This is a genomic window from Adlercreutzia equolifaciens (assembly GCF_029076695.1).
Lineage (GTDB): Bacteria > Actinomycetota > Coriobacteriia > Coriobacteriales > Eggerthellaceae > Adlercreutzia > Adlercreutzia equolifaciens_A.
Genome location: NZ_JARFIK010000002.1, coordinates 1 through 20,026, shown reverse-complemented (window position 1 = coordinate 20,026; position 20,026 = coordinate 1). Strand labels below are relative to the sequence as shown.

Sequence of the window (20,026 nt, the reverse complement as noted above, 5' to 3'; positions counted from 1 at the left end):
CTGATGCAACAATGATGGCTTTCCGTGGCAGCATGGCCGCGGAGGTTACGCCATGAACACTATCTTGATTGCCGAAGACGACGAAGCCATTGCCCACCTGCTCACCGTTGCTCTGGAAGGAGCCGGTTATCGCTGTCGTTGGGCCCAAGACGGCCGCGTTGCCGCCGATCTGCTGGAGCGGGAGCGATTTGACTTGGCCCTCCTCGACATCATGCTGCCTAAGATTGACGGCTATGATTTGCTGGCCTTCGCCCAAACCCGTGACGTGCCCGTTATTTTCCTCACCGCCAAAGACTCCCTCGATGATCGCGTCCGAGGGCTGCGCCAAGGTGCCCAGGACTACGTGACCAAGCCCTTCGAGCTGATGGAGCTTTTGGCCCGCGTCGATGTCGTGCTGCGTCGCTGCGGCAAGCTCGGTCGCACGGTGACCCTTCCGCCCGATATCGAAATTGACACGGCGGCCCACTGCGTTCGCAAGAACGGAGAAGTTGTCCCGCTCACTGCCAAGGAGTTCGACCTCCTGCTGTTGTTCGTGCGCAATCGCAACGTAGCTCTCTACCGCGACCGCATCTACGATATGGTATGGGGAGACGGACCTCTCGGCGACAGTCGCACGGTGGACCTGCACGTGCAGCGCATGCGCAAAAAGCTCGGACTGGAGAAGCGCCTGGTAGCCGTCTACAAGGTCGGCTATCGTTTGGAATGGTAGGACCTGCCGGTGCGCCTGTCCTGGAAACTGTTCTGCAATATGGTGATTGTTGCGGCCCTGGCCCTGTCGCTGGGAGGCTATGCTCTTATCTACTCGCAGTTCAAGATGTCCCTGAACCGCGAGGTGGAGGCGCTCCTCGAAGAAGGCGACCTGCTGCGCTATGCACTGGTTAGCGAAAGCGGCACCACGGCATCGGCCGGGGAACTTACCTTGGCAGCCCGTCAGCTGGCCGAGGCCACGGCAAACCAGTCCCTGTCCTTCGCCTTAACCACCGCCGAGGGAGCAACGCTCATGACGAGCCCCTCCTTTGGCGCCCCCGCCACAGCCCTTGCCTCATCGCTGGGATCCGAAGAGCGAGGCTGGGTCCTGGATGAGCGTCCCGGCGGCACACGCATGCTGGCAGCGGCCACCCCCGTGCCCACCACGGGCGGCGATGTCTTCCTAGAAACCCAGCGCGATGTGAATGAGCTGTTTCACCAGCGCGACGAACAATTCCGCCTGTTCGCCTCTATCGAAGCAGCGGCCGTGGCCGTGGTCGGCCTTACCGCAGGATTGCTATCGCTGTGGATTACCAGGCCCCTGCGACGCCTTTCCACCGCCTCTCGGGCCATGGCCCAGGGCAACCTCGAGGAGCGCGTTCCGGTCCAGGGCAATGACGAGCTGAGCACCTTGTCCCAAGATTTTAACGATATGGCCGATCAGGTGGAGGCTCACGTCAACGCCTTGACGGCCGCCGCCCAACGCCAAGAGGACTTCATCGGCGCCTTCGCCCACGAAATCAAAACGCCCTTGACTTCCATCATCGGCTACGCCGAGCTGCTGCTGTCACGGCCCGACACCAGCGAGGAGGCTCGGGAGAGCGCCCGCTACATTTTCCGCGAAGGTCGGCGCCTGGAAGCCCTCTCGCGCAAGCTCATGGATCTCCTCGTGCTGGAAAGCCAGAACTTCGAGCGCCGCCCCGTGGCCATGGATGCCTTCCTCGGCCAAGTAGGGGGTGCCCTCGAGCCGGCTCTGACCGCCTCCGCCGTGAGCCTCACCGTGAGAGCCGAGCACGCCACCGTCACCCTTGATCCCGACCTTGTTGAGGCCGCCTGCCTCAATTTGATCGACAACGCTCGCAAGGCGTGCGAGGCCGCCGGCCCGGCAGCCGCCCCGGCCCGAGGGCACCGCATAACGGTCACGGGACGTTGCGATGGCGCAGCCTACGTGATTGCCGTCACCGATAGCGGTGCCGGCATCCCCGAGGAGGATATCGACCGCATCACCGAGGCCTTCTACATGGTGGACAAGTCTCGCTCGCGCGCCCAGGGCGGAGCCGGCCTTGGGCTGGCCATTTGCCAGCGCATTGCCCGGCTCCACGGGGGCAGCCTTTCTTTCACCAGCCTGCCGGGCAAGGGCACCACCGCCCGCTTGCGCCTTCCCTTGGCCCCCGACACCACTGCCCCTGTGAGCAAGGAGGCTCGCCATGGGCACCGCTAAAACCATCGCCGCCGTTGCCGTCACCCTGACGGTGCTCGCCGCCTCGATACTGGTGCCGCCCCAGTTCTCGCAGCTGCAGGACAGGCAAATGACGGGCCAGCTCCACGTAGAGGCGGATCACTCCCGCCCCACCGTGGCCTCCAGTGCCCCCAACCTCCTTGAACGTCTCCAAGTGTTCGACGGCGACCTGGAAGACGACATCCTGACTCTGGCTCAACCTCTCGGCGACGAAGAGCTGGAACGCTGGACCGAGCGTTTTCGCGCGAGCCGCCAATCCTTGGTCGACGAAGGACTCCTCGATGCATCGCTGGCCGAGGAGCCGTCAAATACCGAGAGCTGGGGAAACCGCACCCTGTACTGGGACCCGGCCGGCGATACCGCCGTCAGCACCGTGAGCATCTTCCAGTCCTCGACCGACAAGGACGACGCCTATGCCCACGAGGGATGGATGATCTTCGACGAGGCCAGCGGCAGCCCTGTGGCCTTCATCTTCGGGCCCGCAAATACCGACGCCGAAGCCGTCAGCATCTCCCTTGCCGACGAGGAAGGCGAGGGCTCGCTTGTTGTCGAGCACGCCGACAACGCCGCCTTGACCCAAGACGAAACTAGCGGCTCCTCCGCCGAAGCCATCGATCCCGAACGCTACGCCCAGTGGCTCGCTGCGCAATGGGGCCTCACCCTGGAGCGTACCCAGGATGGCAAGAAAGCCAACTGCTTTGAAGTAGCCGACACCGGCGTCAACCTCACCGTCGACGCCGCCTTAGCCCCCTTCGCCGTCGAGGTAATCCTGGGAACGCCCGCCGAAAGCCTCGCCGTCATTTCAGATGCGAAATCCACGTTCGACTGGGAGTTTGCCGCCATCATGAATAATTGACGAGAAAACGCTTTTTCCATAGCAGCATCAAATGATGCAGGTAAGATGCCCCCAGCATCTACTCTTCGCAGAGAACAACCTGCACCAGCATGGCAGGCAACAGCGACGTTGTTCCGCGCCCAGCCCATCGGAAAGGAGGCCCCGTGTCCGTGCAGCATGCCACCCTTACCCGACGTGAGGCCCTCTTCGTCCTGGGCGGAACCGCGGCAGCCGCAGCCCTCGGCGTTGCAAGCTGTCAAGCCCGCGCTGCCGCCGACCCCACCGCCTCGTCGCCGCATCTGGGTTCAAGCTTGGCCGACAGCCCCCTCAATCCTGGCGCGGCGGCCAGCGCCGCCAATCAGGCAACGTCCCTGAGCCTGCACGCCCCGGCGCTCACCCTCGAGGATCTTCCTTGGAACCTGCGCCTCATCAACGGGGAGCATCCTTTACCCGACAACTTCGAGGCCCCCGAGCTCAAATCTTTCGCCGACGGCGCCCATGCCGTAGACAAGCGCATCTATCAGAGCCTGCAGGCCATGCTGAAAGCAGCCCGCAAGGCGAATCGCCACCCCGTGGTCTGCTCCTCCTTCCGCACCCGCGCCAAGCAGCGGGAACTGTATCGCGCCCGCGTACAGCAATGCAAGGACGAGGGGCTTACGGGCAAGAAGGCTCGGGAGGAAGCGGCGTTTTGGGTGGCGCGTCCCGGCTGCAGCGAGCATGAAGCGGGCCTGGCCGTCGATCTGGTCGACGAAAGCTACCAGGAGCTGGACAAGAAGCAGGAGAAAGCCAAGGCGCAGAAATGGCTTATGAAGCACTGCGCCGACTACGGCTTCATCCTGCGCTACCCCACCGACAAGAGCGATATCACGAACATCGGCTACGAGCCCTGGCACTACCGCTACGTAGGCGCCGAGTACGCCCGTGCCATCACCGACAGCGGCCTGTGCTTTGAAGAGTGGCTCGAAACCTACCTCGCAAACGGCGAAGGGCGGGGATAAACCCCGCCCTTCTCGAAAAGAAGTGGAGCGTTGCGGCACCAGGGGGAGGCGCCGTCGGCTCTAGAACATCCAGGGCTGCACGATGGTAATGGGCAGCGCCGCCGAGACAATCATCAAACGCAGAACAAAGCCGCCGATAAGAACACCGGCATCAGAGGCCGCGCTGACCATCTGGCCGGTGCGGGACGTCTCCAGCTGATGCGAGGCAATCCACAGCATCCAGCATTCCAGAATAGTGGGAACAACCAAGCCCACGGCAATGAACAGCACCCAGAAGGCCACGGCCCAGTTGCCGGAAATCAAGGTCATGACGCTGGCCCAGCCGGCAGGGCTGGGATTGGCCGAGGTGACGAACAGCAGCGCCGCCACCAGGATAAGCTCCACCACGGGCAGCCAGAAGTGGAACTTCTTGAGCACCACCACGCGGTTGAACTCGTCGGGCTTCACGAAGGCGCCGATGAGCAGCACGATGGCCATGCCGGTGGACACCGCCGACACCAAAAACAGGATGGGCAGAAGCGCGGTGTTCCACAGCGGGAAGCCCTGGCAGACGCCGAGCAGGCAGCCCGTGTAGGCCGCCACGCACAGGCCCATGACGGTACCGAGAATATCAAGCCACGCGGGCACGTCGCGCTTCATGAAGTCCATGACGGCCACAATAAGCGCCACTACCACGAATGCAGCCAAGAACACCACACCCCAGGTCATGACCGACCCGAAGTTGGTCAGCAGCAGAGCGAAGCGCAGCGGATGCTGGAAGCCCGCCATAGCGTCGAACATCAGCAGCACCAGGCCGATGCACACGGCCACCGGCGCCACTACGCGCCCGATGCGCATAAGGCCGTGGCATTCCGGATGACGGAAGCGGATGAACGTCGAGGTGACGAACGCGCCGCCGCCCAATCCGGCAAGGAAGAGGTACCACGCAATGATGGCGCCCCAAATGGGTTCGTAGGTCATCTCAATCACCTCACGTAATAAACTTTGGCCTGCGTCAGATCGCCGGCGATGGGCTTGGCGCCCTTCTCGACGATGGTGCGGGCCAACTCGGAATCAGGATCGTCCAGGTCGCCGAAGACGCGGGCATGGGCGGGACAGGCCTCCACGCAGGTGCAGGTGGTAGCGCCCTTCTCCGTCTGCACGGCGCAGAATCGGCACTTGTCCACGGCGCCGGTCTGGGAGTTGCGCACGCGCACCTGATAGGGACAGGCCGACATGCAGTACAAACAACCGATGCAGCGGCCCTGGTCCACGCTGACAATGCCGTCGGCGCCCTTGTGTGCCGCCCCCGTGGGGCACACCGACGCACAGGGGGCGTCATCGCAGTGCATGCACTGCAGCGGCACCGTCTCTACCTTGACGTTCGGGTACTTCCCCGTTTCCCGCCGCTCGAAACGGATGAAGTCCTCATCGGGCAGCAGGTTGTTCTGACGCTGACAGGCGGTGCGGCAGGCAGAGCAGCCCACGCATTTCGTCGTGTCAATGAGCATTCCGTAGCGAGTCATCATGCACCTGCCTTCCCGACGGTCACCATGGACTCCTGCAGAAGCGGGGCGCCATAGGCCGTCTCCAGTGCGAAGGGCACGAAGCGCGCCTGACGCACACCCACGCCGTTGGCCTGGGTCTGTTCGTTGTTCTCTACGCCGTAATGCGAGGCAAGGTACAGCGCCGTGGGCTCAATCAGCTCCGTGACGTGCACCGGCACCCATGCCGAGGCGTACTCGTTCTCGATAACCACCTCGTCGCCCTCGGCCACGCCCAAATCGGCCGCGGTCTCGGCACTGACCCACAGACGATCGAGGTCGTATTGCTGGGCGATAGCCGCCAAAGGAGCCGCGTTGACGGTCTCGGCCGCCGTTTGGGTAGCCTGATTGCCCGTGGTCAAACGATAGAACTCGAATCCCAGGGCATCGGGGCTCACCGTGGGCGCAACCCAGGTGGGCAGCGCCGTCAGGCCGGCCTGGGCCGCCGCGTCGCTGGCGCACTCGATCTTGCCCGACGCCGTCGGCCAACCCGTGGCGGTCGTCTTGAGCGCCGTCGATCCCACAGCAGCCGCTCCAGCCGCCGTGCATCCGCAGGCCTGGCAGTAGGCATCGGTGGCCTCGGCCAGGGTAAAGGGGAAGGCGCTCTCGACGCCCGTGGCCGCAGCCACAGCCTCGACAATTTCAGGAATCGAGCGAGCCTGCTCTACCTGGGGCTCGATCACCTGCGAGGAAACTACCAGCGTTGGATGAACCGCCCCGGACACACTGGGAAGCTGGGCACTTTCGCTCCACGTCTTTTCAGGCAGCACGAAGGTACAGCAGGCGGCCGTCTCGGTCAGCTCCGGCACGATGGCCACCGACAGCGTGCAGGCCTCGATGGCCTCCTTCACGTAGGCCGGATCCGGATACTCCGCCACCACATTGGCATCGGCTAGGAACAGCGCCTCGATGGCGCCGTCGTGGGCCAGACGCAACGCCTGCGGTGCCGAGCCGCCAGCGGCCAGCGGGTAGTCATTGGTCGTGACATCTGCGGTCGTCACTGCCACCGGTGCCAATACGGTATCTGCAAGATCAACGGCCGGGGTCTCGGCATACACACCGCCGGGCACGTTCCAGCTGCCCAGCATAGCGTTGACCAAGGCCGTGGCGCGCGCCAGCTCGCCGGTGTTGCCGTAGGCGCCCCCGAACAGGGCCAACCACGACAGATCAAGAGAAGCCGCTGGCGCCGCAGCAGCCAGCTCCAGGGCCAGCGTCTCGATGCGGTCGGCGGAAAGCCCGGTAATCTGGGCTGCCCAGGCGGGCGTGTAGGTGGCCAGCGAGGCCTCCCAGGCTTCGTAACCCTCCATGGCCGCGGCCGCTTCTTTGGTCACCTTTCCATGGGCCGCCAGGCTGTGGGCCAGGGCCAGCACCAGGGCCAGGTCGGTGCCGGCGTGCACCGGCAGCCATTCCGTGGCCAGAGACGCCGAGGCGGGCATGCGCGAATCCACCATCACAATGGCAGCGCCGTTTTCCTTGGCCTTCTCAAGACCGGCAACCGTGCCCGGATCGGGCATCTCCACCGCGCTGGCACCCAAGATGACCACCATCTTGGTCTGAGCGTAATCCACTTCACAGGCCTGGTAACCCGTGGCCTGGGCCAAGCCCGACGCCACAGAAAGCGATGCGGTGGCGGCATTGGTGTAGCTGTTGGCGCTGCCCAAGGCATTCATCAGACGCGTCCAGTAAAAGGAGGCGGTGGACGTGCCGTTGGTAATGGCCGCCAGGGCCTCGGGGCCCTTCTGCCCCTTGATGTCGCTTAAGGTGTGGCCGATTTCCTCGAGAGCCACGTCCCACTCGACGGACTCATAGCTGCCGTCGTCTTTGCGGCGCAGCGGCTCGGTCAGTCGATCCTCGGACGTGGCCACGGCGGCCGATCCAAAGCCCCGGGCGCACAAGGTGCCGGCGGCATGGGGGTTGGTGGCGTGACCCACCACTTTGTCGATGGAGCCATCGACCACGTAGGCGGCATAGCCGCACTGTTTCGCACAGGCGGTGCACTGCGTGTTGACCACTTCGTCGGCATAGGCCTGGTCAACGGCAGGGGTGGATGCGCAGCCCGTCAGCGTGGCACCGGATGCTGCCAAGGCAGCCCCCGCGGCACTGGCGGCCAGGAATCCTCGCCTGGTAATTGCCATCTCAGACATTGCTCTATCCTCTCTACCAGAAGGCATGTCGCGACGTTTCCCGTTGAGACCTAGGCCACAACGATCGTCGCCGTGGACACAACCCCTCCGTCGATAACTTTCTGCGCGATATCTTCCCAATCGATGAACTTGATGGCACCATTGGGGCACTGCTCGGCGCAGCGGCCGCAGGAGACGCACTTGGTGGAGGTGCCCGTCTGGGCATTCACCTGAGGCATGTTCCAGGGGCAGGCGGCACTGCACATGCCGCAGCCGATGCACGCCTCCTCGTCCACAACGCGGGCGCCGGTTTCCTCGTCCGCAGAGATGGCGTGAACCGGGCAGTACTTCGCACACTGAGGATCAGCGCACTGCTTACAAGATTGGACGGTGAACTGGCAATTGCCAAAGATGCCGTCGTTGGTATCAACGCCCGAACCGAAGTTGTAGTTGTCCCACACGCGCACGCGGGCGATGGACTGCTGCGCAGCCCCGTCGTTCTTCAGCGTGCACATCATCTCGCAGCGCTGGCAACCAGAGCAGCGAGCACGGTCCGTGACGATCATTTTCGCAGGAGTGGTGCGCAGTTCGATACGGCCCGAGGCAATGGACTGGGTGGTCACGCCCCAAGAGGCCAGGACGCCGCCGACCACCAGGCCGGCCACGCCGCAGCCGGCCATGGCCAGCACCGAACGGCGGTTGAAGGTTTTCGGCTTCGGCTCGGCGGCAGCCGGAGCGGAAGCGGTGCTGCCAGAAGCAGGAGTCTGCTGAGGGGCAGCGGGATCAAATTTCTGGGTGTCTGTCATTTTGAACTCCCCCTTGTATTAGTTCGCTTAGAGAGAACTCAAGATCGCAAACGCCGCGCAACACTGAGCATGTTAATAATGAATGAAGGGTTTGTGTACCCTCTTTGAGGGGCATTACCGAAAGTTTTTCTTTTGTTTGTCGTCCGTCAACCGTGCCGTTGTTTTTCTGTCAAAAAATGTCCCCTCATTGAGGGTATCGCTGCAAAACCCCTGCATATATGCTTATTTCATCGATTACTCCAGATCGCGAAGAGCGTGCCGCGCAACAACAGCACACGAAGAGATTTGGAGCTTCATCATGGCAGACACCAAGCTTGATCCCGGAAAGTCCTACGGTTGGACCGGGAAAATCCTCCGCGTTAATCTCACGGACGGAACCATTTCGACAAGCCCCACCGATCCCTACAAGGCCTACGTAGGCGGCATGGGCATCGCGAATAAGATTATGTACGACGAGGTGCCCGCCGGCACCGACCCCTTCTCTCCGGAGAACAAGGTGGTCTTCGCCGTCGGCCCCCTGACCGCCACGGGCGTGCCCCTGGCCGGCCGCACCACCATCGCCTCGCTGTCCACCTACACGAAGGACCATCAGGTTGTCGACGCCCACACCGGCGGCATGATCGGCGCGGCCATCAAGAAGGCCGGCTGGGATGCCATCATCCTGGAGGGCGCTTCCGACAAACCGGTCTACCTGGTCATCGACGACGATGACGTCAAAATCAAATCCGCTGACAAGGTATGGGGCTTGGGCACCCGCGCCACCACCGAGGCGCTGTCCCGCAAGGAAGGCACCGACTTCTGCGTGGCCACCATCGGCCCGGCCGGCGAGAACCTGCTGCCCTACGCTTGCATCATCAACTCCCGCAACCACTCCGCCGGCGCCGGCACGGCCGCCGTCATGGGCTCCAAGAAGCTGAAGGCCCTGGTGGTGCGCGGCACGAAACCCATCTACGTAGCCGATCCACAGGCTGTGGCCGACCTTTCCGACTACATGCTGCGCGAGATCGTGGGCTCCAACAACAACCACGTGGTGCCCTCCACCCAACAGGAATGGGCTGAGTACTTCGACGCCGGCTCCCGTTGGACGGCGCAGAAGGGCCTCGATTGGGCCCTGGCCGAGGGCGGCCCCATCGAAACCGGCGAGCCCAAGCCCGGCGAGATCAACACCGTGGGCTACCGCTGCATGAAGTCCTTCAAGGACGAGGGCCCCGAGGCCGAGAAGTACACCATCAAGATGGACGGCTGCCACAGCTGTCCCATCCACTGCTACTCCGACATGCGCGTACCGGCCAGCGCAGCCAACGGCGGCTACGAGATCACCGGCAACACCTGCGTACCGAACTTCCCCTTCACCAACTATATGATCGGCATTCTGGGCGAGAACACTACGGTGAAACCCCAGAGCGAAGACGCCCTGGTGTGGGACCAGGTATTCGGCTCCACCATGGACGATCTGGGCCTGTGGTGCAACTACGGCCAGATCTACCGTGACATTGCCCACTGCTACGCCGACGGCGTATTCAAGCGCGTGCTGCCCGAAGAGGAGTACGCCGCCATCGACTGGGACGCCTTCAAGAACAACGACCCCTCCATGGTGCCGGTGCTGCTGAAGAAGATTGCCGAGAACGACTCCGAGCTGGCCTACGTGGGCCACGGCCCCTTGGTGTGGACCGAGCGCTGGAACGACCAGGCCTGGAACGACACGGCCGCCTCGTGCATGATCAACCCCCGCGGCTGGCCGGTCCACCACGCTCACGAGTGCTTCGGCCAGGTGGGCCTGCTGTACAACATGATGTTCAACCGCGACGACATGATCCACTCCGCCGTGAACTTCCAAGGCTGCGGCCTGCCCTTCGAGCTGAAGCAGCAAATTGCCGCCGAGGTGTGGGGCGACGCATCGGCCATCGACCCGGACAAGAACTACACCCCCATGAACGAGTACAAGGCGAACTTCGCCTGGTGGTCCGTGGTAACTGACGTCCTGCACGATTCGCTGACCCTGTGCAACTGGGTATGGCCCATGACCATGAGCCCCACGGCCGCCCGCGACTATCGCGGCGACCTGGACCTGGAGGCCAAGTTCATGAAGGCCGTCACCGGCGAGGACGTGACCACCGAGGACCTGTACAAGGCCGGCGCCAAGATCATGACGCTGCAGCGCGCCAATACCGCCCGCGGCATGACCGACAAGGACGGCAACATGGGCACCAACGACTTCCGCACCATCCATGACGTGGTTACCGAGTGGCCCTACACTATGGACCCCGATATCCCCGTGTTCACCGAGGGCACGAACAAGATGGACAAGGAAGACTTCCAGAAGGGTCTGACCATGCTCTACGAGTGCTTCGGCTGGGATCCCGAGCTGGGCTGCCCCACCGCCGAGTGCCTCGACTACTACGATATGCCCGACGTCAAGGAAGACCTGGCCGCCCTGGGCCTGCTTCCCGACGCCTAGGCGTTCCGATAGGGAGGGCCGTGCCTCCTGAAACAGCCCTCCCGCAAACGAAAAGATCCCCGCATAAGCGGGGATCTTTTCGTTTGCGCCGAAGTCTCGGGAATACCGCTATACGTTACGCTTGCGCTCGACGGCGTCCCATTCGGCCAGCGCTTGGGCGCGCACCGGCGTGAGAAAACGCGTCGAGAAGAAATAGACATCGCCGTTGGAGGCCTCCAGGCGCTCGATGTCCTCAGCGCGACCCTGGGCCACGGCATCGGCGAAGGCCGCTTCCACGGCTGCGGCATTCAGGCGGAACGGGTCGTTGGCCAGAGTTGCTCGGGCCATGGGACGCGGGTATACCGCCGACTCCTCGCGCACGCACTCGACAAAGGTGGCTACGGGATCGTCTTCGGCGGCCAGGAAGGCCCAGCGAGCGTAGGAGTCGGTCATAGCGGCGCTGTCGTACAAGTAGTAGCTGCTGGCCCCCATGAGCAGGCGTATGCCCTCGCATTCGGGGAACCGAGGCACTGCTTCGGTGCCTTCGGTGGCTTCAGCGGCATCAGCATCAGCAGCGTCAGCGGCAGCCGCAGAAAAAACGCCCTCCGAAGACTCTTGGTCCTCAACGCCATCCATGACTTGCTCTGTCACCTCAAGACCGACGGCCACGTCTCCACTGGCATGCTCGGTACCCGGCTCTCCTTCGCCGCTCCCGTGCGAAGGCGCTTCTCCGTCGGCAACCGCCGGGGCTTCTGCGGTCGCATGGCGGCGCTTGAAGGCCGGTGCTCCCACGGCCCGGCCGTTGGAGGATGAGAACGGCGAATTGACATGTTTGTTGCGGGGGCGCTCGGGCGCCTCAGCGCCCCCGGCAACGGCTCCGTCACCCAGACGCTCGGAAGCAATCTCGGGCTGCGCCCCTCCCGCCTCCATCAGGCGGTCATACACCGCCATCTCCAAGTCTTCCGCGGTCATGACGTCAGGCACCAGCCCTTGGGCCTCCCACTGCGCCGGCTGCGACAGACGGCTGCCGCGCGTGGCCAGCCGCACGGCATCGAACACGGCCGCAATCGCGCGCTCACGCTGCTCCTCGGGGCTGAGCGTCTCAGTCTTCGGCACCTCCGGCTCCCCGAGGGAACCGCCCTTGTCATCCCCCTCTCCAAGGAAGCTGGCGGGAAGCCCCGCACCCGAAAGCAGCTCGCCCTCAGCCACCTCGCCGCGCTCCACCGCCTCAGCCAGCGCCACCACGGCGGCGCGGATCTCATCCTCTTCGCGCATGGTAGCCTCCTACTCGTCGTCCATGGATGCCACCAGCAGCTCGGTACGCGTGTCGCGCAGTGAGCAATGCTCGCACATGAGGCAGGCTATACCAGCCGTATCGCACGGCACCAGCGCATCCAGCTCGGCCAAGCCAGCCCCCTCACGCACAAGAAAGTCACCCACCAAAGCATGCACGGCCTCAACGGAAAACGTCAGCGTATTGGCCTTTCCCGCCGGCACCCCATCCACCGCCGCCCGCACGTCCTCGGTAGTCAGCGTCAGGGCCTCCTCCAAGGTTTTGCCCTCGATCATCTCGCAGGTAACACTGGCGCAGGCCGTCATAGCCAAGCAGCCCCGGGTCTTGAACCCCGCCTGCTCGATAACCCGCGTAGCGGGGTTGATGCGGGCAAACAAGCGGAAGGCCACTTCGCCGCGCTTGGATTTGCCTACCATGGCCTGAGCATTCATGCCCTCGGGACGGCCGCCGTTGCGATAGTTGGCCACAATGGCCAGTACCATATCGGAATACCCCGCCACTTCGTCCAAAGCCTCGGTTTGGTAGGCATCGGCCGTGCGCAGCAGGACGCGGGTCGGCGGCTCGTGGTAGATATCGCGCTCGCTCATGGCAACGCTCCTTTCACCACTGCCCTCAACCAGGGCAGCGAATCGAGTTCAAGAATCTTGACACTCTCCCTCATGATTAATGTCAGCCTACCAGAAGGACCCAGTGGCTTTTACCCTCTTTCGGATGACGTTTGGTAGCAGTCAGTCAACAGCGAGCTTTTCCTAATTTTCCAGGGAAAACCCCACGAAGAAAGGGCTATTATAGGGAGCACTTGCGCAGCGGCACGCAGGCCGGTGCGCTCACAGGGGAGGAAAAACATGCATGCCGTTGCCAGCGGGCTTATTTCCCGCATCAAAACGTTTTGGCCCATGCTGGTGGGCATCGTGTGCGCCCGCACCGCGCTTATCGTGGCGTGCTACGGCAGCTACTCCGCCACCGACGAGGGACTCTTCACCGACGGGGCCATGCTCATCACCTGCGCAGCCTTTCTCGTGCTCCTTCTCGTTTTCTCACGCACGCGCGCCCTGCTGCCCGATCGGGTCGTGCAGATTCTCTTCGCTGCCTCGGTAGCTGTGGCCGCGGGCTGCTCGGTGGCCCTTGCTACCCTGGACGCCACCAGCCACGCCCCTGCCTCTCTCACGTTTGGCCTCAGCGTTCTTTCAACCACGGCGCTCTCGCTGTGCATGTTCTACTGGCTGCGCAGCTTGCGCCACACCGACGAGGTAACCGCCGCCCTCTTCGTCTTTGCGGCCTTTGCCGTCAGTGTGCTGCTGGTCTACGCGCTCTCGTTCACGCCCGCCCTCGTGCAGAACATCCTGGGAGCCATCCTCATTGTCATGCAGCTTGCCCTCATGGGACCCTCAAGCACCCACGAGGACCAGCTGGCCAGCCGCCCCCATCGCCGCGCCCGCACCTTCTTCACGTTTGCCCGCAGCTCCATGCAGGACGCCCGTTTCCTCACGGCTTGCACTGTGGGCATGGGGTGCCTTGGCTTCGTCGACGGCTTCTTGCGCGGCTACCCCGACGGGTTGCCCATCCCCTTCACGCCGGGCACGCGCTTTGCCTATGCGGTGGGGGCTGTCATCGTGTGCGTGCTGCTTATGGTGCTCACCGTGCGCCGTCGCGAGCGCGTCATGACCGTGGGCATTTTTATCGCTATGGAGCTGCTGGCCAGCTTCGCCCTGGTGCTTTTCGGCGCCTTCCCCTTCCATTGGGAAATCGGTGCGGTGGCCGTCAACATCCTCAACATTGTCATCTGCGCCTACTGCTTTTACGTCATTATCGCCTTCGTTAATTTTGGCGATCGCGACCCGTATTTCTATGCCCTGGCAGGCTGGGTCGTCTGCTTCGGCACCCGCTCGGTGGCTCGTATGCTCTTGCTCGGAGTCTACCCCCTGACGGGCAACGATATCTTTATCAACTCGTTGCTGGGCGCGCTCATCCTCATCTCCACCCAGGTGGTACTCGTGCAGTTTCTGCTGGCCGAGCATCGCGAATGGAGCACCGAGACCGATCGGCGTGAAGCCGAGATGGACCGCCGCGAGGCCCTGGCCGACGAGCAGCTTCGCCAAGCCCAGGCCGATATCGCCTCTTCCGAAGAAGCCCTGGCCCAAGCCGAAGAGGCCCTGCAAAACGCCACACGCAATGCCGCCGAGCACGAGGCGGCCGAAGTAGCTGCCGCCGTGGCCGCCGTCCAGAAAGCCGCCTTCGAGGCCGTCTCCGCAGCCCAAGCAGAACGATGCATCAAATGCACCGACGGGTGCTCACCCGCCCTCCGTTCCTCAAGCGCACCATCGGTCCCCGGCACCGAAGAGGCCCTTCTCGGTCATCCCCTCAACCGCCAGCGGATGTCCCAAAACGAAACAATCTCCGGGAACGCGCCACGGGCGAAATCGCCTGCGATCACCAGCCCTTCCTCCATGGCCGCCCCCGATTCGCCTTCCAGCGGCATCGATCTAAGCGCCACTATGCGCCAACGTGTTCAGGCCATGGGCGAGCAGTTCCTCCTCTCCGATCGCGAGGTGGACGTGCTCACGCTGTACGCCCTAGGCTACACCCAGAAGAAAGTGGCCGAAGAGCTGAGCATTACCCCGGCCACGGCCCACACCCATATCAAGCGCATCTACAGCAAATGCGGCATGCATTCGCGCCAGGACATTCTCGAGTACCTATCCGCCTACGCTTCGTAAAGGAAAACCCATGCCCTCCTCCCCCGCACGCAAAAAGAAAGGCGCCCCCGTGACGGGAGCGCCGCTGTATCTTCGCTGGCTTTCACTGCTCTGCGCCGTTATGGCGCTGTTCTGCGTCGGCGTCTTCGTCATTGGGTACAAAGACCCCAGCTTCGGCCGCGTGGCCACCTTAGTGGCCCTGGTAGTGGCCAGCGTCGCACTCTTGCTGGCATCGAAGCGGCTGAGCCGTTAAGCAGCGTAGCTCTCCTTCAGAGCCGCAAAGGCCGGCATGGAGCGCTCGATGGTGTCGCGCGCAATACAGTAGGACAGGCGCACCCAACCCGGGCAGCCAAAACTGTCCGAAGGCACCAGCAGCAGTTCGAAGCCCTTGGCGCGCTCGGAGAAGGCATTGGCGTCGGGCTCCAGCGCTTTCACCCACAAGTAGAACGCACCGTCAGGCTCCACGTACTCGTAACCCAGCGCATCCAGGCCCTCCGTGAGCAGGCGACGGTTCTGAGCATAGGCCTCCACGTCCGACGGCTCGTCCACGCAGCGGGCAGCCACGCGCTGCAGCATCACGGGCGCGCACACGTAGCCCAAGGCGCGGCCGGCGCCGGCCACGGCCACCGCCACGGCATCGCCGTCCTCGGCATCATCGGACACGTACACCCAGCCAATGCGCTCGCCCGGCAGCGAGAGCGCCTTGGAGTAGGAGTAGCACACCAGCGTGCGCGGATAGATGGACGGCACCCAGGGCACCTCGGCGCCGTAGGTAATCTCGCGATAGGGCTCATCGCTGATCAGGTACAGCGGGCGATCAAGCTCCGCCTCCTTGCGGCTGAGCAGTGCCGCCAGGGCCTCCAGGCTCTGACGCGTGTACACCGCGCCCACGGGGTTGTTCGGGGAATTAATGATCACCGCGCTCGTGCGCTCGTTGATGGCAGCGTCCAGCGCCTCGATATCCGGCTGGAACGACGGCTGCAGTGCCGGCACCTCCACCACCGTGCAACCCGCCGCCTCAATCCACGTGCGGTACTCGGGGAAGTACGGCGAAATGACCACCACCTCGTCGCCGGGATGGGTGACCGCGCTGATGGAAGCCGCCAGGGCCGCGGCCGCTCCCGCCGTCATGTACACATGAGCCGCCGTGGCCTGCTGGCCGTAGCGACGGGCAATGGAGTCGGCAATGGCTTGACGCACCGGCGGCAGGCCAGCGGCCGGGGAATAGGCGTGCAGCTCCACAGGATCGAGCGTCAGCAGCTCTTCGAGGGTTTCGCGCACCAGCGACGGCGCCGGCACCGAAGGGTTGCCAATGCTGTAGTCGAACACGTTCTCGGCGCCAATTTCCGCCTTGCGCTCCAAGCCGTAGGCAAACAGCTCGCGAATGACGCTCGGCTCATCGCCCAGGCCGTACATTTTCTCGTTGATCATGGGGCATCCTTTCCTACCCGCTGCGGCAGCCTGCCGTAGCGTCCCGGCATTCGGCCGACACCCCGACAAGCAGCGCCTCGGCTCTCTCGCTCCCCGCTATTCTAACCCTCAGCTGCCCAAAGGGTACTCACGCAGACGCCAAGACGCTGGGAAGCTCGGCCGAATCGACGGCCGCCTCCCCCAGCTGTTCAATTTTGTCGCGGAGGTCGGGGTGAGCCCGGAACACAAAAGCGCGCCCCTCCTGCTCGCGCACCAGGTAGCCCTCCCGCTCCAAGCTCAGAAAATCGGCACGGGCCGTGCCGTAGGCAATGCGGAAAGCGCGCTGATGCGGCGCGATGCGCATAACGGCCCCGGGCTCGCGAATGAGCGACGAGAGAATGGACATCTGACGATGGTTAATGTCCGATTCGAAAATGCGCTCGATCTGCTCGTTAAGGCGCTCCAAGTAGCTCAGAGCACCATTGAGCTTCTCCAGCTGAAACAGATAGCGCTTTAGATTAAGTTCGAAGTAGGGCGTGAAGTCGAAGCCGAAGCCGAAATCGGTGGACCAATGCGCGAACACGGCCTCTTGGCGGGCGGCATCCACCACGTCATCCCCCTCGCGCACATCCAGACCGTCGGGCAGCCACGCCATAACCGGCAAATCCCATTTTATGGCAATGATGTTGCGCAGCAGCAGCCCTACCAGCACGTTCAAGTGAGGCACTACGTTGAAGTAGCGGAAGAACCACATGATGTTCACGATGCGAAGCACCGGACCGAAGCGCATATCGTCATCGGCCGAGCGCGCCCGTTGGCACACCAGATCCATGAGCACCTGGGATTCCGGCGGCGGCAAGTGCGGATCGAGGGGCACAGGATGGCGCTCGGGCAGCGAGGACAAATCCACTCCCTCGATGAGGTCGTAGTACAGGTTCTCGATGAGCCCATGGGTAATCTCGCGATGGGCCAGCAAGTCGCAGCGACTCGACAGACTGAAATAGTTGGCCACCAGTCGATCGAGGGAGCTGGCCGGAGCCTCCCCTACATACAGCTCATGGACGCGCTCCTCATCCACGACAATATCTTCGGCGCTCAGGCCGCCAATAAGGGTGTTCTCAATGAAGCGCGTGATAAAGGCTGATCCCTGAATCTCGCGAAGCGAACGGGCCAAAGACGAATTGCCCTTCATGCGCACTTCCATCATCTCCGAGTCGAAGGACAACGCGCTGGTGGTGATCATCCACATGTCCGCTTTGCGCTCGGGATCCTCGGGGATAAACACGGCGGCCTGCTTGCGAATGGCCGTCAGGATGCGCCAAATATCATTCTTCGAGTACCCTTCGGGTAAATCGAAGTGATCCAGGTCCTCAAACAAAAGAATGCCCACATCGGCCGCTGAGCGCAGCTGGAGAAAGCAGGGATGGCTCATAAACTCAACCGTAGCCTCTACAAAGTCATCCCGACTGAGGGTCACGGTTTTGGTCTTCTTGCCCTGTGTTGCCATGGTGCCCCTTTCCTCACGGATTCGAGGAAAGAATAGCAGATCTGGCATCAAAAATTATCAGATTCTGTCATTAGTAATATCAAGTTTTAAATTGATTACTATCTATAATTAATATACTTATTATCATTATTTTAGATATTGATAATAGCAGGTAAACAGCGCATAATGCGAGATAAGAAAAGGAAGTATTTCCCCCTTTGCGAATGATCGAACCACTAAGGAGGCCCGAAATGAGCGACTGGCCGATCATCATCCGCTAAACGGATGCCGGGGCATACGCCCCAACAATGTGCTCCTGTGCCATTCCCACAGGGAATTTGAGGTGAGAACCCCGCTGCCATGCCCTTACGCAGCGGGGTTTCTTACGCTTTGGACCTTTCCACAAAAGAAAAGCCCCTCACGGGGCTTTTCTCGATAACTTGAGCGAAAGGCTTGCAAACACCTTCCCTACTTCACGTCGTTCAGCTTCTTGCCGGAGTGGTCGTGGGTCATGCACATGGCCACCAGAGCGATAATGGCAATCACTACCATGTACCATGCCGGTGCAATGGCATTACCCGTAATGTCGATCAACCAGAAGCTGATGAAGGAGGCCGAGCCGCCGAAGATGGCGTTGGCCAAATTAAACGACAGAGCAAAGCCCGAATAGCGCACATCGGTGGGGAAGGTCTCGGTAAGATAGCTGGCCAAGGTTCCGTCGTTGATGGTAAGAATGAGGCACATCACCAGCTCGACCAGAAGGATGACCCAGAAGTTCATGGTGCCCAGCAGGATAAAGGCCGGCACGGTGAACACGATGAAGCCCACACAGGCGCCAATGAGCATCTTCTTGCGGCCGAAACGGTCAGAAATACGTCCGGACAGGAAGATGAACCCAATGTAGACGATAAGCACAATGGTGGTGATAGTGGATGCGTCACCGGGATCGTACAGCAGGACCGTCTCCAGATAGTTGGGCAAGTAGGTAAGCACGGCGTAGAAGCCCACGGCGTTCAGCACACAAGCACCGAAGGAGATGAGCAGCACCTTGAAGTGTTTCTTGAACAGGGTGCGGATGGGATGCTCCACTTTCTCGCCCGTGGCCTTCAGCTGCTCTTGCATCTGCGCGTACACCGGGGAGTCCTCCAGGTGCGTACGGATGTAGTGCGTGATATAGCCCAAAGGCAGCGCCAGCCAGAACGGGATACGCCAGCCCCAGTCAACCACAAAGGACGAGTCGGCGCCCCAGGTGTTGAACATGAACGTAGCGAGCAGCGAGCCCACCAACAGGCCCGTAGCCGTAGAGGCGGGCACCATAGAGCAGTAGAAACCGCGATGGTTGTGCGGCGCGTATTCCGCAATGAACGTGGCTGCACCCGCATATTCGCCGGCAGCCGAGAACGACTGCACCATGCGCAGCAGCAACAGCAGCAAAGGAGCACCGATGCCAATGAGCGCGTAACCGGGAAGACAGCCAATCAGGAACGTGGCGCCGCTCATAAGCAGAATGGATACGGACAAGGCCCATTTACGGCCCTTCTTGTCGCCCATGTTGCCCCAGAAAATGGCACCGATGGGGCGGACCAGAAACGAGAGCGCGAACACGGCAAAGGTGCTCATAACACCCACGAAGCGGTCTTCCGAGGGGAAGAACACCAGGGCGATAACCGTCGCCAGATACGAGTAGGACGCGTAATCGAACCACTCGATGAAGTTGCCGAGGAATGAGGACCCGGTTACCTTCCTCAAAACGGCGTGCTTCTCGGCTTCGGAAGCGGTGGCGTACGTAGAAACAGCTGCATCAGATGCCATGGCAATCACCTAGACCTTGGTTGAGGGGGACAGGAGCGGTACAAACCATGATGTCTCCTTCCAAAAGGGTCCAACTTAGCTATCCACCTTACCATATGAATTGTTTTATGCAGTTGTCATTGAGGAAATACTCATCTGCACAATTTTTTCCATCTTGCCTCATCAGGGGTTTTGTGAAAAATAGTTTTTACCACCTGATCTTTTCGAGCAACAACAAAAAAGGAACCCGCCGAGGCGGGTTCCTTTCGCATGCGCTATGTGCAATGGCGAAGCGGTGCTTACTTCCACATGTCGGGGCGCACGAGGGTGGGATCCTCGACGCGGTTGGGGAAGTAGTCCAGGCACTCGCCCTCGCGGTAGACGTCGGCCGTGGAGCAGTGCAGGCCGCCGCCGAACGGGT

Annotated in this window: 16 protein-coding genes; 7 read left to right on the top strand and 9 right to left on the bottom strand. The window is 62.2% G+C overall.

Going from position 1 to position 20,026, the window contains the following annotated elements:
* Positions 1–52 precede the first annotated feature (52 nt).
* From PZH32_RS06200 to PZH32_RS06185, 4 genes are all read left to right on the top strand, one after another.
* Positions 53–709 carry a response regulator transcription factor gene (locus tag PZH32_RS06200; protein WP_275206954.1) on the top strand — a complete coding sequence of 219 codons (657 nt, stop codon included), beginning with the start codon at positions 53–55 and terminating at the stop codon, positions 707–709.
* A gap of 9 nt (positions 710–718) precedes the next feature.
* A complete protein-coding gene (locus tag PZH32_RS06195; RefSeq protein ID WP_275206953.1) occupies positions 719–2,188 on the top strand; it encodes a sensor histidine kinase in 1,470 nt (489 codons plus the stop codon).
* Positions 2,175–3,062, top strand: a complete 888-nt coding sequence (locus tag PZH32_RS06190) for a hypothetical protein (protein WP_275206951.1) — start codon at positions 2,175–2,177, stop codon at positions 3,060–3,062. Before PZH32_RS06195 ends, PZH32_RS06190 begins: the two co-directional genes overlap by 14 nt.
* Positions 3,063–3,205: 143 nt before the next feature.
* Positions 3,206–4,039 carry a M15 family metallopeptidase gene (locus PZH32_RS06185; RefSeq protein WP_275206949.1) on the top strand — a complete coding sequence of 278 codons (834 nt, stop codon included), beginning with the start codon at positions 3,206–3,208 and terminating at the stop codon, positions 4,037–4,039.
* Between the two features lie 60 nt (positions 4,040–4,099).
* Here the strand turns inward: PZH32_RS06185 and nrfD are convergent, their stop codons facing one another.
* The 4 genes from nrfD to PZH32_RS06165 are packed head-to-tail and all read right to left on the bottom strand — an operon-like array spanning position 4,100 to position 8,491.
* Positions 4,100–4,999, bottom strand: coding sequence for an NrfD/PsrC family molybdoenzyme membrane anchor subunit (gene nrfD / locus PZH32_RS06180; protein WP_275206948.1), 900 nt, complete (start codon positions 4,997–4,999; stop codon positions 4,100–4,102).
* Positions 5,000–5,004: 5 nt separating this feature from the next.
* Positions 5,005–5,544: a 4Fe-4S dicluster domain-containing protein gene (locus PZH32_RS06175; protein WP_275208204.1), complete on the bottom strand. Its 540-nt coding sequence runs from the start codon at positions 5,542–5,544 to the stop codon at positions 5,005–5,007.
* The gene (locus PZH32_RS06170; RefSeq protein WP_275206946.1) at positions 5,544–7,706 is read right to left on the bottom strand and encodes a molybdopterin-containing oxidoreductase family protein; all 2,163 of its coding nucleotides are present in this window, start codon (positions 7,704–7,706) and stop codon (positions 5,544–5,546) included. The genes PZH32_RS06175 and PZH32_RS06170 overlap by 1 nt, the downstream gene beginning before the upstream one ends.
* A 50-nt stretch (positions 7,707–7,756) precedes the next feature.
* Complete coding sequence (locus PZH32_RS06165) at positions 7,757–8,491, bottom strand: ferredoxin-like protein (protein ID WP_275206945.1); 735 nt, start codon at positions 8,489–8,491, stop codon at positions 7,757–7,759.
* A 298-nt stretch (positions 8,492–8,789) separates the two neighbouring features.
* Here PZH32_RS06165 and PZH32_RS06160 point away from each other — a divergent pair, with 298 nt between their 5' ends.
* Positions 8,790–10,949, top strand: a complete 2,160-nt coding sequence (locus PZH32_RS06160) for an aldehyde ferredoxin oxidoreductase (RefSeq protein WP_275206944.1) — start codon at positions 8,790–8,792, stop codon at positions 10,947–10,949.
* 108 nt (positions 10,950–11,057) lie between these two features.
* Here the strand turns inward: PZH32_RS06160 and PZH32_RS06155 are convergent, their stop codons facing one another.
* Both PZH32_RS06155 and PZH32_RS06150 read right to left on the bottom strand, forming a co-directional pair.
* Positions 11,058–12,203, bottom strand: coding sequence for a hypothetical protein (locus tag PZH32_RS06155; RefSeq protein WP_275206943.1), 1,146 nt, complete (start codon positions 12,201–12,203; stop codon positions 11,058–11,060).
* A 9-nt stretch (positions 12,204–12,212) separates the two neighbouring features.
* A complete protein-coding gene (locus PZH32_RS06150) occupies positions 12,213–12,809 on the bottom strand; it encodes an iron-sulfur cluster assembly scaffold protein (protein ID WP_275206941.1) in 597 nt (198 codons plus the stop codon).
* 258 nt (positions 12,810–13,067) lie between these two features.
* Here PZH32_RS06150 and PZH32_RS06145 point away from each other — a divergent pair, with 258 nt between their 5' ends.
* Both PZH32_RS06145 and PZH32_RS06140 read left to right on the top strand, forming a co-directional pair.
* Positions 13,068–14,939 carry a response regulator transcription factor gene (locus PZH32_RS06145; RefSeq protein WP_275206939.1) on the top strand — a complete coding sequence of 624 codons (1,872 nt, stop codon included), beginning with the start codon at positions 13,068–13,070 and terminating at the stop codon, positions 14,937–14,939.
* A 10-nt stretch (positions 14,940–14,949) separates the two neighbouring features.
* Entirely contained in the window at positions 14,950–15,171 is a 222-nt protein-coding gene (locus PZH32_RS06140; RefSeq protein WP_275206938.1) for a hypothetical protein, read from the top strand.
* Here PZH32_RS06140 and PZH32_RS06135 read toward each other — a convergent pair.
* The 3 genes from PZH32_RS06135 to PZH32_RS06125 all read right to left on the bottom strand — a co-directional run bounded on the left by PZH32_RS06135 (position 15,168) and on the right by PZH32_RS06125 (position 19,626).
* Positions 15,168–16,349, bottom strand: coding sequence for a pyridoxal phosphate-dependent aminotransferase (locus tag PZH32_RS06135; protein ID WP_275206937.1), 1,182 nt, complete (start codon positions 16,347–16,349; stop codon positions 15,168–15,170). The genes PZH32_RS06140 and PZH32_RS06135 overlap by 4 nt on opposite strands.
* A 127-nt stretch (positions 16,350–16,476) precedes the next feature.
* Positions 16,477–17,835 carry a hypothetical protein gene (locus tag PZH32_RS06130; RefSeq protein WP_275206935.1) on the bottom strand — a complete coding sequence of 453 codons (1,359 nt, stop codon included), beginning with the start codon at positions 17,833–17,835 and terminating at the stop codon, positions 16,477–16,479.
* A gap of 447 nt (positions 17,836–18,282) precedes the next feature.
* Complete coding sequence (locus PZH32_RS06125; protein ID WP_275206934.1) at positions 18,283–19,626, bottom strand: MFS transporter; 1,344 nt, start codon at positions 19,624–19,626, stop codon at positions 18,283–18,285.
* Positions 19,627–20,026 lie beyond the last annotated feature (400 nt).